Origin of the sequence: Algoriphagus halophilus, from assembly GCF_041729275.1 — a bacterium.
GTDB classification, from domain to species: domain Bacteria; phylum Bacteroidota; class Bacteroidia; order Cytophagales; family Cyclobacteriaceae; genus Algoriphagus; species Algoriphagus halophilus_A.
Map to the genome: position 1 here is coordinate 599,316 of NZ_CP146486.1, position 12,407 is coordinate 611,722.

Here is a 12,407-nt window from a genome sequence, read left to right on the forward strand (position 1 = left end):
CTATCTCTTCCTACTCAGCATGCTAATTTTTAGTTCATGCCAACAGGAAAAACCAATTGTTTTTCAGCCTTCATCAGGAGAACAATTTCGCCCGGTATATCATTTTACCCCCGAATCCTCATGGATGAACGATCCCAATGGCATGTTTTACCTGGACGGGGAATACCATTTGTTTTATCAATATTATCCTGATAGTACTGTATGGGGGCCTATGCATTGGGGACATGCAGTTTCCCGAGACCTCACTCATTGGGAGCATCTTAATGTCGCCTTGGAACCAGATAGCCTTGGATATATATTTTCAGGTTCGGCAGTGGTAGATTCTATGAATAGCTCTGGTTTAGGAACTGAGGAAACCCCTCCTATTGTAGCAATATTCACCTATCATGACCCTAAAAAAGAAAAAAGTGGAACGGTAGAGATAGAAAGCCAAGGAATAGCCTTCTCTTTAGACAAGGGTAGAACCTGGGAAAAATATTCGGGAAACCCTGTACTTCCCAATCCCGGGGCAAGGGATTTCAGAGATCCTAAAGTTCAGTTATTCCAAGGCAAGGATGGAGAGGAGTTTTGGTTAATGACTTTGGCAGTTTCAGATCATATTGAATTTTATTCATCCGAGAATTTGAAGGATTGGGAAAAGATTGGGGAATTTGGAAAAAGGATCGGTGCACATGGAGGTGTTTGGGAATGTCCCGACTTAATTCCTATGAAAACGCCTTCTGGAGAACTTAAATACGTTTTATTGGTCAGCATCAATCCCGGAGGTCCACAAAAGGGTTCAGCAACACAATACTTCATTGGAGATTTCGAAGATGGTGTTTTTACTCCAGATGATACGATGATCAGATGGATGGATTATGGACCCGATCATTATGCAGGAGTAACCTGGAGTAATATTCCAACTGATCAAGAACGAGTGGTTTTAATTGGTTGGATGAGTAACTGGTTATACGCACAGGAAGTACCTACCAAAACCTGGAGGTCTGCTATGACTATTCCAAGAAGCTTGAGTTTAATTGACATAAAAGGGACATTACTACTAAAATCTGAACCTGTCGCAGAATTAAGCCAGCTTAGAAAAAGCAGTGATGAAATAGAGGGGCAATCTGCCTTGCCTTCCGTAGCTACAGAACTTACTGTGGATATAGACAATGAGAAACCATTCCTTATCCACTTTAGGAATGAATTGGGAGAACAGTTTCGTTTCACAAGGGAAAACGGCTTGCTCTCAATTGATCGAACCAATGCTGGAATATCAGATTTCGACCCTGATTTTGCCGACATTCACTCCGCTCCCATGAGTTGGCCAGCCAAGAATTTAAGAATCTTTCTGGATGCCCACTCCGTTGAAGTATTTGTGAATCAGGGTGAGCTCGTGATGACTTCTACCTTATTTCCTAATAGTCCTTGGAAAGAAGTAATATTATCCGAAAACCTAAAAATGCTAAATTATTCTCATTAGAGAAATAGATAGGGTAAGCACCTTGATATTTTGGTTTTTATTGATGACATTTTGGAAGGATTAGACCCTAGAAATGAGCTTAAAGAACTTTTATAGCAACTTATTCAGTTCAGTTTTAGTGCTGACCTTGATGGCTATGTTAGCGCTAGGTACTTCAAGTGCTTCATTTCAGGATCTAAGAAGGAATGAGGATGGCTGGAAGAAGTCTTCCATTTCGAATTATCCATTCGCATCAAATTCTATACTAGAGGAATCAGTTGAAATCCCAAGTTTCGAAATTGACCCTAAAATTCTTGGTTCCTTCCACTCACATTGGATTCCTTCGCATTTAGACACTCGAAGTAGTCATACACTTTCCACAGCTTTCAAGAAGTCCTTACCACTTTTTGATGTGAAAACTACCTTCCTACACTTTTTCTACACTTGGTAAAGATCAGGGATACACAATAAGTCAATCGACTGTATTTCTTTTATTTAAATCTTTATCAATATCATCGTGGTACATTCAGAATCAGTGAACCTTATGGTTTCATTTTTCCTGGTAGCAGGAATAGTCATCCCTTTTGCATACACCCAATTAGATTTCAAAAACCGCTCTTTTGCCATCAATTTTCAGGAGTTTATCAATCAAAATCATCTTCACCCTTCCATCACCGAAAAATGGAAAAACCATCAAATTGGGGTTGATCAGGAACAAAATAAACTCCTGTATTATCGAAATGGACATTATCCACTTCAAACCATCATAGATCTCAATCAAGTAAAAAACATCAGTCTTCATGAACATAGCCATCTTAAAAAAATGGGGAGATCAAAACTAGAGGTGGTAGACTATGTTGGGGTAAAAATTCAATTCACAGACTCCAAACTACCCGCAAAAATGCTGGAGATTTATGATGAGAAATTAGCATCTGCATTAACAGCAGAAAGGTCTATTGCAAATAAATGGCTCCAAATTTTACAGAGTAGAATTCATAACTAGTCTACTTTCATTCCTATGAATGGTTCCCTAAAAAGGAATTGGTACTATTAAAAAATGCTTCATGGTTTATGTCGAAAATGCTCTCTGCCTTTGGCGTGAGCATTTTTTATACCTAAACTTTTCTCAAAATTTTCATTCATACTAGGTAGCTAAAAAGTTTGCCATACGTGATAAATGTTACCTTTTACTTCTTTTAACAACAATTAATTTTGAAAATGTAATCCACAAGACCCAATTCTTCGTATTAAATGTCAATTAAAAAGACTTTTACCTTCTACCTTTAATTTAAGTACTATGAACCAACAATTTACTCTACTAAAAAAAGCAGTTGAAGTTTTTCATTCCTATGGTATAAATCTCTCTGGCCAACAAAAAAATGCTCACTTTATTCAACAACTAGAAATGGATCCGATTTTTATCAACGGCCTCATTTTCGAATTGGAATATCAGCTGCATATCATTCTTCAAGACGAACTACTAGGCCAGGTGAACACTCCCAAAGACCTGATCAATTTATTGTTGAATATTCCTCAGGACAATTAAAGACCATCAATTACTCATCATGAGCTTGAATTCCTGTTAGTAAACAACAGATTTGGTTGGCTAAAAACTGCTAGTAGTAACGTATAGGGCTAAATTTGTTTAGTCAACTCGTTTGAAGATTCGGTCTTCCAAACAAATAGAATTGGGAGGGCAAATGAAATGTAGTTCCGTGAAATTTGACTTGATGCTATAATCTGAGCTCGCAGACCTTGTCTGCACCAAAACTAGCATTTCCTTGGAATCATATTGTTTACCGGCTTCCCCAACTTGGAAATAGGACTCTTGAAAAATTGAAACCACACCGTCCTCCAAGGTATATGTTCCAGAGAAATAATAATTGTATCCTAAATCCTTTGAATCTCCGGCATTCTTAATAATTCCCCAACCCAGCACATTTCCACTTGGTTTTAATTCAATGGTATGGGTCAGATCAAATGTATTTCCTTTTAATTCCATTTGGTATTTCCCTAACTCAGGTTGGCTAGGAAGTACTCCTTCTCTTTGCTCATTACATGCAAAAACAACAAAAGAACCTATTAATAATATCGCAACTAGCTGAATCCTCATTTTGGAAAAACTTTGATTAAAAGCTACGTTAATTTACTGAAAATTAGAAGTCCTGAAAAATAAAGGCTGCCTTTCCATATAAATGCAGCCTTTAACCCCTCATTACTGGAGTTTAATTAATCCTCTCAAAAGGTATAGGTGGCATGCACAAGGCATTGGGGGGACAGATAAAGGTTAACTCCTGATAATCCTCCGACACGGAATACCTATCCTCAAAGAAGTATTCTCTAATTATTTCTGTAAGCTCGTCTTTTGATACATATGAAATGTCAGGATCAGTCAATTGAAAGGTCTCTGTAAAATTGATAACCACTACGTTATCTTCCAACTTGTAGGTCCCTTCATAATAATATTGAAAACCCAAATCTTCGGACTGCCCTTTTTTCCTAGCAGTACTTTGGGCGACGACTTTCTGCCCCTGCTTCAATTCTATGATTCTTACAAAGTCCAACTCATCACTTATTTCTCTATCCGTCTTTTGGTAGATTCCCAGTATTGCTTGGCCAGGATTAAATTCATCATCCTCCCTATTACAGCCAACTGAAATAACTAGGAGGGACATTATTAAAACAAGAGTTCTTTTCATGATTGACAATTAGTAACTTTTATTAAATATAATATTCAAACAATTGGCATTGGGAGGACATATACTATGAAGTTTCTGGAAATTATCTTCAATAGAAAATTGATCCCAAACCTGCCTCCCATCTTTATAAACAAGATTATCCTTGGAGTCAAAAAAGGATCCTTCATCCTGCGTTTGGAATGTTTCAGACCCAGTGATACTCACGATACCCTCCTCTATTTTATAAGAACCATGAAAGTAGTAACGGTACCCCAAAATCTGATTCGTCCCTGATAAACTAGCCACCCCTTCCCCATAGACTAGCCCATCTGGGTTGAATTGTAACCTGTCTACAAAGTCCAGCTCATAATTATTCCCCACATTTTTCATATTGAATTCATAGGAACCAACTAACTCGTTTATTGGACCTATCTCATTTTCTTGGTTACAACCGCAACATGATAACGCGATTATTCCTAAAAAAAGTAATTGTTGTTTCATCCTGAATGATTAAAAATTTAACAAAACCTATTTTTACATGGTATATGCTCCACATGGTATAATTACTAACGCAGTCCTGCCTAACAACGCAACACATTTCAAGAAAAAACTAATTTTTATTTCGTTGGTACTTGTATTTTTGAGGATGGAAAAAAGATCTCTACCGGGCAGCATTCGAAAAAACATCCATATTGGAGACGAAGTGAGCATTGTACAGAAGCATCACCAAAGAACCGGTGAAATTACGGAAGGTTTTGTCAAGAGAATTCTAACAAGCTCCCCAACCCATCCCCATGGGATAAAAGTACTGCTAGATACTGGAGAAGTAGGACGGGTAAAGGAAGTATTCCCAGAGGAAGATTAACTGGGGCGATAGGTTACCTGAAGTCCCTTCAAAAAATTCCTTAACACCTGATCCTTGCAATCTCTATATTGGCTTTGAGTAGGGTTTCTGAAAAATGCGCTCAGTTCGTGCTTTGAAAGTCGAAAGTTTACAGACTTCAACATGTTCAACATATCCTCATCAATTAAACTCAACGCAATTTTCAATTTCCGAAGAACCTGATTATTACTTAGACTTTTTTCAATAACAGGATCTTTACCTTCCTGTTTCCCTCTTTTTAGGATAATGAATCCATTTAAAAAAGCAGCGAGATCCTTATCATACAAAGGCTTAAAATCCTCGTCATCCTCCTTTTTCAACCAATTTGAAACAGTAGGTCTGTCTACTTCATGCCCTGCCATACCAAAGATTTCAATCATCAAAAAATCATTGATGTCAAAGGTATAGCGAAGACTTCGAAAGATATCGTTATTACTCATAAGCTTAAATCTGATTCAAAATAAGGGAATAAAAACGACCTATCATAGTTTTAGGATAAGTTGAAATTCGAATAAAAAGCAAGTTAAAATGCTTCTTTAATAAAATGCTTCATTTGGATTTTGCGGAATGGCCAACGCTTATGAAAGGATCAACACCATTAATTTATCCTTTTCGGTTTCTAGTCTTGAATTTTCCATTTCTCTGTATTTCACAGAAATTACACCAGCAATTTCTAGTTCAAATCCTGCTCTAACTGTTCCAATGTTTTCCCCTTGGTTTCCGGTAAAACCAAATACACCACTACAAATCCAAATGCACAGATCAGTCCATATAGCCAAAAGTTATTTGCCCAACCGAGATTTTCCTTGATGGCTGGGAAAAAGTAGGTAAGGGTAAAATTTCCTAACCAATGAGCCAATGCCCCAATAGAAATTGCAGCACCACGAATTCTTGTAGGGAAAATTTCTGACAACACCACCCATAAAAGTGGAGCTAAGGTAAAAGAGTAAAACATCACATTGGTCAACACTAAAAGTACGATTACCAATCCTCCCTGATCTACTGAAAACGAGTATCCAATTAAGCCATATAGGATAGACATGGCGCCGGTCCCAATTAATAGTAGCTTCTTCCTTCCGAATCGATCCACCGTAAAAATGGTAATGAACACAGACAAAACCATGACTCCACCTATTACCACAATATTTAACATCATCTGCTTTAGGTTATACCCAGCTGCCTGAAATATATCTGCTGCATAATAGATGACTACATTCACTCCAGACCATTGCTGAAGAAAAGCCAAGAAAATCCCTATTCCAATCAACTTGGGAAGTGGTTTTTTTAACAAATCCTTAAAATGAACTTTCCCCAAATCCCCTTGATGAAGAGTGTTTTTGATATCCGCTATGGAGACTTCGCTATAGTACTTTCCTCCTATCTTTTCCAATACCTTTTTTGCATTGTTCACCTGGTTATTTTTAACCAACCAACGCGCACTTTCAGGTACCAAAAACATCAATAAAAAAAACAGGAGTGCAGGAATGATCTCTGCACCAAACATCCACCTCCAAGCCATCTGACCACTCCAACTTGCAGCAATGACTTCGAAACTTGCGTTCTCAGGTAAACTGGTATCTATCAAGGATATTTGCCAATTACATAACTGGGCTAACAATACTCCAACCATCACCAGCAATTGATTAATGGTTACAAACATCCCTCGCTTTTCAGGAGGTGAAATTTCTGCAATGTAAAGCGGTGAAAGATTCAGGGCGATACCCATCGCTACCCCACCTACGATCCGATAAGCATTAAACCACCAGAAGGTCTCCGATAATGCGGTTCCTAATGCAGAAAGTGAAAATAAAAACCCAGAAAATATCAGTAATCTTTTCCTTCCTAATTTATCGCTTAGGATAATACAAAGAATGGCTCCAACCATACAGCCCACCAAAGCCGAACTTTGTCCCCAGCCTTGGTCACTGGTAGAAGTAATATTGAAATACGGCTCATAAAAAGGTTTAGCACCGCCTATCACTACCCAGTCATAACCAAACAAAAAACCACCTAGGGCAGCAGTCAGACTGATTAACCAAATATAGCGTTGGTTGTATTGGAATTCTGTTGAGTTATTCTGTTCTAGCCCCATTTCAAATCATATGTTTCTAAATCTTCCTTTTGCAAAGGGTGAAATTTAGGTAAAATTTCACATGACCATCCTTGACTGTCTGTAGTTCAAAAAAACCTGGAAGTAATTACACCTTCACGTTCTTCCAATTTCCTTTTTTAAAGAAATACAAGGCAACTAGCGCATGAAATGAATGGGCAAATGAAATGGCAATGAAAATCCCTAAATACCCTAAACCAAATGGAAATGCAAGAAAATAAGCCAAGGGTACTTCTAGGAACCATAGCACTCCTATGTTGATGTAGGCGGGAGTTTTGGTGTCACCTGCCCCATTAAAAGCTTGAGTCAGCACCATGCCCACTGCAAAAAACACATAGCCCAATACAATGACCCAAAGTCCCTGTGCAGCAATATCCCTAACTTCTGGAATATCCGTAAAAAAACCAGCCAGTTGTTGATGGAACAAGAGATAAATTCCAGTTACAGACCCCATAAAAATCACAGTATATCTTGTAGTAAGCCAAACCGATTTCTCAGCTCGTTCCACTTCTTTCGCTCCAAGATTTTGTCCCACCAATGTAGCAGCTGCCCCAGATAATCCCCAAGCTGGCATGAGGGTAAACATTAACACACGAAATGCAATGGTATATCCAGCCAAGGAAGCAGAGCCAAACTCTGCATTCATTCTGGTCAAGGCAATCCAAGAAACTGAGTCGATCAAAAATTGCCCCATCCCTCCAATGGCAATATCCATGATCTTTTTGATGATCGCCCAGGAAACCTTAATATTCTCTTTTAAAATGGTCAACTTATGCTTTCCATTAAAAAGATGATACAATTGATATAATACCCCCAAAGACCTTCCTAAAGTAGTAGCGATGGCCGCCCCTTCCAATCCCCAACCTTGCCAGCTCCCAATACCAAAAATAAAAAGTGGGTCCAGAATTATATTGAAACCATTGGAAATCCAAAGTGATCTCATGGCATGATGAGCTTGACCAGCCCCTCTAAATGCCCCATTCAAAAGAAATAAAAGCATGATGGCTATATTCCCGGCAAAAATCACTCTGGTAAAACCAACGCCCGATTCAATCACATCAGTTTCGGCCCCCATCAATCCCAATATATCCGGTGCAAATACCCATCCTACCAGCCCCAGAAATACTGCGATTGTTCCTCCTACTAATAACAGTTGAAACGCAGCCGCTCCAGCTTCCCGGTATTCTTTCTCACCAAATCTTCTGGCAATCAAAGCGGTGGCTGCCATGCTGATACCAAAGCCCATCGCATAGACGATAATAATGACGGATTCAGTGAGACCAACCGTTGCGATGGCATTTTCACCCAATTTGGCAACAAAAAATATATCCACGATGGCAAACAAAGATTCCATCATCATCTCCAAAATCATGGGGATGGCTAAAACAAAAATGGCTGTTTTAAGTGAAAGTTTGGTGAAATCCTGTTCTTTCCCTTGTATTGCCTCTTTGATGAGATTCCAACTACTCATTAGAAAAGATTTAAAAATTTGATTGCGCAAGAAAACTAAAATTTTGCTAGTTAAAAAGAGGACAGTCGTTTTGAAATCGTTGAATTTGCCTGTAATTCTAAAAGTCTATTAAAAGCATAGGAAGGAAAAACGGAGGATCAAAACACTGTCTTAGACAGAAAAATCTTCAGATAGTCATATTTATTTGTCTAATATCAAGACAAATAGAAAAAATCTCAAAAATCAATTGAAAAAGGCTTCATAAAGGGCTTTAAAGTTGCTATTATTACTCTATGGCAGCATTTGCCCGTCAACCTAATATTACAATTTTAAACAAAAAGCTATTATGAGCAGATTTAAAGAAATGCAAGACCTGGTTAATTCTCTTGAATCAGATTTTGAAAAATTCTATGAGGGAGGTAACAAAGCTGCAGGTACCAGAGTAAGAAACGGTATGCAGGCTATTAAAAATCTTGCACAGGAAATCAGAGCAGAAATTACTGCAATGAAGAACGCTGCAAAGTAAACCCAATAAAAAGCCCCGTGATTTAATTACCACGGGGCTTTTTCTATCTATGGAAGATTTTTATAAACTATCTATGAAACTTTTCACTTCTTCCTTGGCCTTGCCAGTCTTTTTGAATAATTCCAATCAATTGGTCTTCTTGAGCCTCTTCGAATAAAAGATCGTCTTCGGTAACTTCAGCATATTCTTCCTTGATTTTACCTTTGATCTCGTTCCAGTTTCCTTTTGCTTTATCTTTAAATGAACTCATAATTTCTGTTTTTAAGTAAACTAATTTATTTGCTATGAGTAGTTCACAAGTCATGCCTAAATCCTTGAGCAATCAAATCAAATCATACACCCCTGATTTTCAGGGGATAAACAGTGTTTAACTAATTTTCAACCAAAGTTCTACGTACCGCTTCTTAGAATTAAAGTAACAAATTGGGGAATTTCATTCTTCATTTATTCTATTCAACATGAAGTTTGAAGTGGATAAAGTCAGAGGGAATAGGTTCTAACCCTAGCTCGCGCATGAGCATGGCAATTTGCCCCCTATGATAAGTGGAATGATTCACAATATGAGTAAGCACATCTCTCACAAAGCTTTCAAAAGAGGCACCAGTAGAATTCTTATACTTAAACTTATTATCCAGATCAGTGTCTCGTAGAATTTCCAAGGTCGATACAAGATTGAATTGATCCTTTTTGGCAAATTCTTGTATTGGAAATAAATCCCAGGATTTACAAGGATCTGGAATCCCTTTAATTCTTGCATTCCAAATATGATGGGCATTCACTATATGGCATGTTAATTTCATAATTTTTGGACTTAACTGACTTGTTATTGTTTCAAAAGAAGTCGCCAATTTCAAATTGATCTGGTGATTGTAATTGAAAAAATCACGATAGAAGGCAGAATTATCCATTGATTTCATACTTGGTAAATAATTAATGGGATATAAATTTGATGATTCTTTTAAGAATTCAAGCCCCTCCAAAAAATATTATTGATTATCTTTAATTATGAAAGAAAGTGCTCCTTTTCGTAAAGCAAACTTTTTTCACCCATATACCATTGGTTTTAAATCATTTAAATAAAGAGATCACCAAAAGTAAAACCCAATTCTCACTAGGAGAATTCATAATTTAAGCATGAATATTTTAGTTATAGACATCGGAGGCTCCAATATTAAGATCTTAGCAACCGGTCAGCCTGAAAGAATTAAAATACCTTCAGGGAACAATTTTTCTCCGGAGGAAATGATTCCTCTTATAAAAGAAAATGCATCCAATTGGAAATATGATGTGGTATCAATAGGTTTTCCAGGTATCGTAAAGAACAATAAAGTAATCACAGAGCCAGTCAATTTGGGAGACGGTTGGAAAAGGTTTGATTTTGAAGCTGCTTTTGATTGTCCCGTAAAACTAATAAATGACGCTGCCATGCAAGCCCTAGGGGGTATGAAAACAAAAAGATGTTATTCCTGGGACTCGGTACCGGATTAGGAACTGCCATGGTAGTCAATAAGACAATTATTCCTTTGGAAGCTGGTCACTTACCTTATAAAAAGGGGACTTTTGAAAATTATGTAGGAAAAGAGTTTTTAAATAAGAGTGGCTCAAAAAAATGGGAAAAACATGTTTATAACTGTATTGAAAAGTTCTCACATGTATTCCAACCTGATGATATATTACTAGGAGGAGGAAATTCTAAATTATTGTCTTATGTTCCTGAAGGATGTAGATTAGGTACAAATCAAAATGCATTTAAAGGTGGTTTCCGTCTTTGGGAAGAGGATTTTAATATCTAATACTAAGCTAATTTGATTCGGCCAACTCCCTATTTATTACCTTATTTATGATTTATTTAAATTCTAACTATTTTTTTATGTAACTCTATATGAATATCAAACTATAACAATTGCATTTCATATTTAGAATAGTATTTTTCGGAATAAAATTTTGATTATTCCAATTTTACTCTTAGATTTTAAACTTTCCTATTGAAATCTTATAGCAAATCTTTAATTCTATGAGTTAATAATTACTTTGATTTCAAAGGCTATCATAATTCACCCATATTGTAAGCCAATTATGAAATTAGGAATTTTAGGAGGAACTAACCTGTCTAGAACTTTAGGTAAAAAGTATATTGATGCAGGGATCCAGGTAGTTTTTGGAGTTAGAAGTGATTTTGATACTGAAATTACTGAATGGAAAATATTAAATAAATTTTTTGATCGGATTTGTCCTTATGAATCAGCAATTATTCAATCTGATATAATTCTTATTTGTTGTGAGAATGACTATCTAAATGAAATATGTGTTGCATTAGAGAAAGTGGATTTGGAAGATAAATTGATTATAGATTGTACTAATAATAAGCATTGTTTAGACACTAATAATCAATCAAATACTGCTATCATTAAAAAATCGGCTCCCAGTAATCTGGTTTTTAAAGCATTTAATAATCTAGGATTAGATTACCCTCAATCCGATATCCTTGGAATAATAAAGGAAACGTATTTTTGTGGGGAAGGAACTATTGAAAAATTGCGTGTTAAAAGGCTTATCGAACTGATAGGGTATAAAGCAATTGATGCAGGTCAGATTGATAATGCTTATTTATTAGAGGCATTTTATCAATTAAGTAAAGAAATAACCTGGCAAAAAAAGGAACAATCTAATTATCATTTTAAGCTGATTTCAGTCTAGAAATATACGTAAATCAAATTAGATAAGATTTTTATAAATTATCTATTCTACCCTTAACAACATCTTATGAATAATTTTTTAAAAAAGGGATATTTACCCTATCTAATTTCAGGAATCTTAATACTATTATCCTTCTTTAACCCTTTTTATAATAGTGCCATCTCGTTTGAAGATAAAGCTTCTAAAGAAATCTCCGAAAGCATCCTATTATTAGAAGAAATTGAAACATTGACCATTCCATTAGCTGAAACCATCCCTTTCCTAAAATCATGGGCACATACGTATGAAAACGATTTTGACAAATTGTTGAGTTATTTAAATTTTGCTGATTTATTAATGCTCTTACAATTAGGAATATTAAAATTAAGCGAATGGTGGGTATTTAAATTAGTTTTGGTTATAAGCTTTTTAGGCTTATTTACCAACTATACAAAAAGCATCTGTAAAAACTTATTAATTATTGGGCTATTAATAACACCAGGTTTAGGGATATACACCCAATTGTTATCGAGTTTGTCTAATCAAATGGAAATTGATTTAGGTGCTGACTTAAAGTCAAATTTATTAGCTACAAAAGACTCAATCAATACAAAAAAGAACTTCATAAATCCTCTTTAGAGGC

General features: G+C 36.2%; 18 protein-coding genes. 10 read left to right on the forward strand and 8 right to left on the reverse strand.

Annotated elements, in window-relative coordinates; all coding sequences use genetic code 11:
* Window positions 1-124: 124 nt before the first annotated feature.
* The 4 genes from V8V91_RS03210 (at window position 125) to V8V91_RS03225 (ending at window position 2,987) form a co-directional block, all read left to right on the forward strand.
* Complete coding sequence (locus tag V8V91_RS03210) at window positions 125-1,462, forward strand: glycoside hydrolase family 32 protein (RefSeq protein WP_373398724.1); 1,338 nt, start codon at window positions 125-127, stop codon at window positions 1,460-1,462.
* Between the two features lie 73 nt (window positions 1,463-1,535).
* Window positions 1,536-1,892 carry a hypothetical protein gene (locus V8V91_RS03215; protein WP_373398725.1) on the forward strand — a complete coding sequence of 119 codons (357 nt, stop codon included), beginning with the start codon at window positions 1,536-1,538 and terminating at the stop codon, window positions 1,890-1,892.
* Window positions 1,893-1,985: 93 nt separating this feature from the next.
* Complete coding sequence (locus tag V8V91_RS03220) at window positions 1,986-2,444, forward strand: hypothetical protein (protein WP_373398726.1); 459 nt, start codon at window positions 1,986-1,988, stop codon at window positions 2,442-2,444.
* A 294-nt stretch (window positions 2,445-2,738) separates the two neighbouring features.
* Complete coding sequence (locus tag V8V91_RS03225) at window positions 2,739-2,987, forward strand: acyl carrier protein (RefSeq protein WP_074224376.1); 249 nt, start codon at window positions 2,739-2,741, stop codon at window positions 2,985-2,987.
* 99 nt (window positions 2,988-3,086) lie between these two features.
* On the opposite strand, the gene V8V91_RS03230 is transcribed toward V8V91_RS03225, so the two are convergent.
* The 3 genes from V8V91_RS03230 to V8V91_RS03240 form a co-directional block, all read right to left on the reverse strand.
* Window positions 3,087-3,554, reverse strand: a complete 468-nt coding sequence (locus tag V8V91_RS03230) for a hypothetical protein (protein WP_373398727.1) — start codon at window positions 3,552-3,554, stop codon at window positions 3,087-3,089.
* A gap of 112 nt (window positions 3,555-3,666) precedes the next feature.
* A complete protein-coding gene (locus V8V91_RS03235; RefSeq protein WP_373398728.1) occupies window positions 3,667-4,116 on the reverse strand; it encodes a hypothetical protein in 450 nt (149 codons plus the stop codon).
* 33 nt (window positions 4,117-4,149) lie between these two features.
* A complete protein-coding gene (locus V8V91_RS03240) occupies window positions 4,150-4,509 on the reverse strand; it encodes a hypothetical protein (protein ID WP_373398729.1) in 360 nt (119 codons plus the stop codon).
* Between the two features lie 256 nt (window positions 4,510-4,765).
* On the opposite strand from V8V91_RS03240, the gene V8V91_RS03245 reads away from it, so the two are divergent.
* Complete coding sequence (locus tag V8V91_RS03245; protein ID WP_373398730.1) at window positions 4,766-4,984, forward strand: YwbE family protein; 219 nt, start codon at window positions 4,766-4,768, stop codon at window positions 4,982-4,984.
* On the opposite strand, the gene V8V91_RS03250 is transcribed toward V8V91_RS03245, so the two are convergent.
* From V8V91_RS03250 to V8V91_RS03260, 3 genes are all read right to left on the reverse strand, one after another.
* Window positions 4,981-5,442: a DUF1456 family protein gene (locus tag V8V91_RS03250; RefSeq protein WP_373398731.1), complete on the reverse strand. Its 462-nt coding sequence runs from the start codon at window positions 5,440-5,442 to the stop codon at window positions 4,981-4,983. The two genes, V8V91_RS03245 and V8V91_RS03250, sit on opposite strands and share 4 nt — an antisense overlap.
* Before the next feature lie 233 nt (window positions 5,443-5,675).
* Window positions 5,676-7,094, reverse strand: coding sequence for a sugar porter family MFS transporter (locus V8V91_RS03255; protein ID WP_373398732.1), 1,419 nt, complete (start codon window positions 7,092-7,094; stop codon window positions 5,676-5,678).
* Between the two features lie 106 nt (window positions 7,095-7,200).
* The gene (locus tag V8V91_RS03260) at window positions 7,201-8,583 is read right to left on the reverse strand and encodes an MATE family efflux transporter (protein ID WP_373398733.1); all 1,383 of its coding nucleotides are present in this window, start codon (window positions 8,581-8,583) and stop codon (window positions 7,201-7,203) included.
* Between the two features lie 325 nt (window positions 8,584-8,908).
* On the opposite strand from V8V91_RS03260, the gene V8V91_RS03265 reads away from it, so the two are divergent.
* Complete coding sequence (locus tag V8V91_RS03265) at window positions 8,909-9,088, forward strand: histone H1 (protein WP_074224384.1); 180 nt, start codon at window positions 8,909-8,911, stop codon at window positions 9,086-9,088.
* Between the two features lie 67 nt (window positions 9,089-9,155).
* Here V8V91_RS03265 and V8V91_RS03270 read toward each other — a convergent pair whose 3' ends face one another.
* Window positions 9,156-9,338, reverse strand: a complete 183-nt coding sequence (locus V8V91_RS03270; protein WP_373398734.1) for a CsbD family protein — start codon at window positions 9,336-9,338, stop codon at window positions 9,156-9,158.
* A 199-nt stretch (window positions 9,339-9,537) separates the two neighbouring features.
* The gene (locus V8V91_RS03275; RefSeq protein ID WP_373398735.1) at window positions 9,538-9,888 is read right to left on the reverse strand and encodes a DinB family protein; all 351 of its coding nucleotides are present in this window, start codon (window positions 9,886-9,888) and stop codon (window positions 9,538-9,540) included.
* A 334-nt stretch (window positions 9,889-10,222) separates the two neighbouring features.
* On the opposite strand from V8V91_RS03275, the gene V8V91_RS03280 reads away from it, so the two are divergent.
* From V8V91_RS03280 to V8V91_RS03295, 4 genes are all read left to right on the forward strand, one after another.
* Entirely contained in the window at window positions 10,223-10,576 is a 354-nt protein-coding gene (locus V8V91_RS03280; RefSeq protein WP_373398736.1) for an ROK family protein, read from the forward strand.
* An 8-nt stretch (window positions 10,577-10,584) separates the two neighbouring features.
* Window positions 10,585-10,881 carry a hypothetical protein gene (locus tag V8V91_RS03285; protein WP_373398737.1) on the forward strand — a complete coding sequence of 99 codons (297 nt, stop codon included), beginning with the start codon at window positions 10,585-10,587 and terminating at the stop codon, window positions 10,879-10,881.
* 283 nt (window positions 10,882-11,164) lie between these two features.
* The gene (locus V8V91_RS03290) at window positions 11,165-11,785 is read left to right on the forward strand and encodes an NADPH-dependent F420 reductase (protein WP_373398738.1); all 621 of its coding nucleotides are present in this window, start codon (window positions 11,165-11,167) and stop codon (window positions 11,783-11,785) included.
* Window positions 11,786-11,851: 66 nt separating this feature from the next.
* Window positions 11,852-12,403: a hypothetical protein gene (locus tag V8V91_RS03295; RefSeq protein ID WP_373398739.1), complete on the forward strand. Its 552-nt coding sequence runs from the start codon at window positions 11,852-11,854 to the stop codon at window positions 12,401-12,403.
* The last annotated feature ends 4 nt before the right edge of the window (window positions 12,404-12,407 follow it).

What these genes read in the sequence shown, in the direction of transcription:
- V8V91_RS03255 (WP_373398732.1), bottom strand. Translation starts at nt 7,094, where the DNA reads ATGGGGCTAGAACAGAATAACTCAACAGAATTCCAATACAACCAACGC.
- V8V91_RS03220 (WP_373398726.1), top strand. Translation starts at nt 1,986, where the DNA reads ATGGTTTCATTTTTCCTGGTAGCAGGAATAGTCATCCCTTTTGCATAC.
- V8V91_RS03235 (WP_373398728.1), bottom strand. Translation starts at nt 4,116, where the DNA reads ATGTCCCTCCTAGTTATTTCAGTTGGCTGTAATAGGGAGGATGATGAA.
- V8V91_RS03230 (WP_373398727.1), bottom strand. Translation starts at nt 3,554, where the DNA reads ATGAGGATTCAGCTAGTTGCGATATTATTAATAGGTTCTTTTGTTGTT.
- V8V91_RS03270 (WP_373398734.1), bottom strand. Translation starts at nt 9,338, where the DNA reads ATGAGTTCATTTAAAGATAAAGCAAAAGGAAACTGGAACGAGATCAAA.
- V8V91_RS03265 (WP_074224384.1), top strand. Translation starts at nt 8,909, where the DNA reads ATGAGCAGATTTAAAGAAATGCAAGACCTGGTTAATTCTCTTGAATCA.
- V8V91_RS03225 (WP_074224376.1), top strand. Translation starts at nt 2,739, where the DNA reads ATGAACCAACAATTTACTCTACTAAAAAAAGCAGTTGAAGTTTTTCAT.
- V8V91_RS03215 (WP_373398725.1), top strand. Translation starts at nt 1,536, where the DNA reads ATGAGCTTAAAGAACTTTTATAGCAACTTATTCAGTTCAGTTTTAGTG.
- V8V91_RS03250 (WP_373398731.1), bottom strand. Translation starts at nt 5,442, where the DNA reads ATGAGTAATAACGATATCTTTCGAAGTCTTCGCTATACCTTTGACATC.
- V8V91_RS03290 (WP_373398738.1), top strand. Translation starts at nt 11,165, where the DNA reads ATGAAATTAGGAATTTTAGGAGGAACTAACCTGTCTAGAACTTTAGGT.
- V8V91_RS03295 (WP_373398739.1), top strand. Translation starts at nt 11,852, where the DNA reads ATGAATAATTTTTTAAAAAAGGGATATTTACCCTATCTAATTTCAGGA.
- V8V91_RS03210 (WP_373398724.1), top strand. Translation starts at nt 125, where the DNA reads ATGAACGATCCCAATGGCATGTTTTACCTGGACGGGGAATACCATTTG.
- V8V91_RS03240 (WP_373398729.1), bottom strand. Translation starts at nt 4,509, where the DNA reads ATGAAAAATGTGGGGAATAATTATGAGCTGGACTTTGTAGACAGGTTA.
- V8V91_RS03275 (WP_373398735.1), bottom strand. Translation starts at nt 9,888, where the DNA reads ATGAAATTAACATGCCATATAGTGAATGCCCATCATATTTGGAATGCA.
- V8V91_RS03285 (WP_373398737.1), top strand. Translation starts at nt 10,585, where the DNA reads ATGGTAGTCAATAAGACAATTATTCCTTTGGAAGCTGGTCACTTACCT.
- V8V91_RS03245 (WP_373398730.1), top strand. Translation starts at nt 4,766, where the DNA reads ATGGAAAAAAGATCTCTACCGGGCAGCATTCGAAAAAACATCCATATT.
- V8V91_RS03260 (WP_373398733.1), bottom strand. Translation starts at nt 8,583, where the DNA reads ATGAGTAGTTGGAATCTCATCAAAGAGGCAATACAAGGGAAAGAACAG.
- V8V91_RS03280 (WP_373398736.1), top strand. Translation starts at nt 10,223, where the DNA reads ATGAATATTTTAGTTATAGACATCGGAGGCTCCAATATTAAGATCTTA.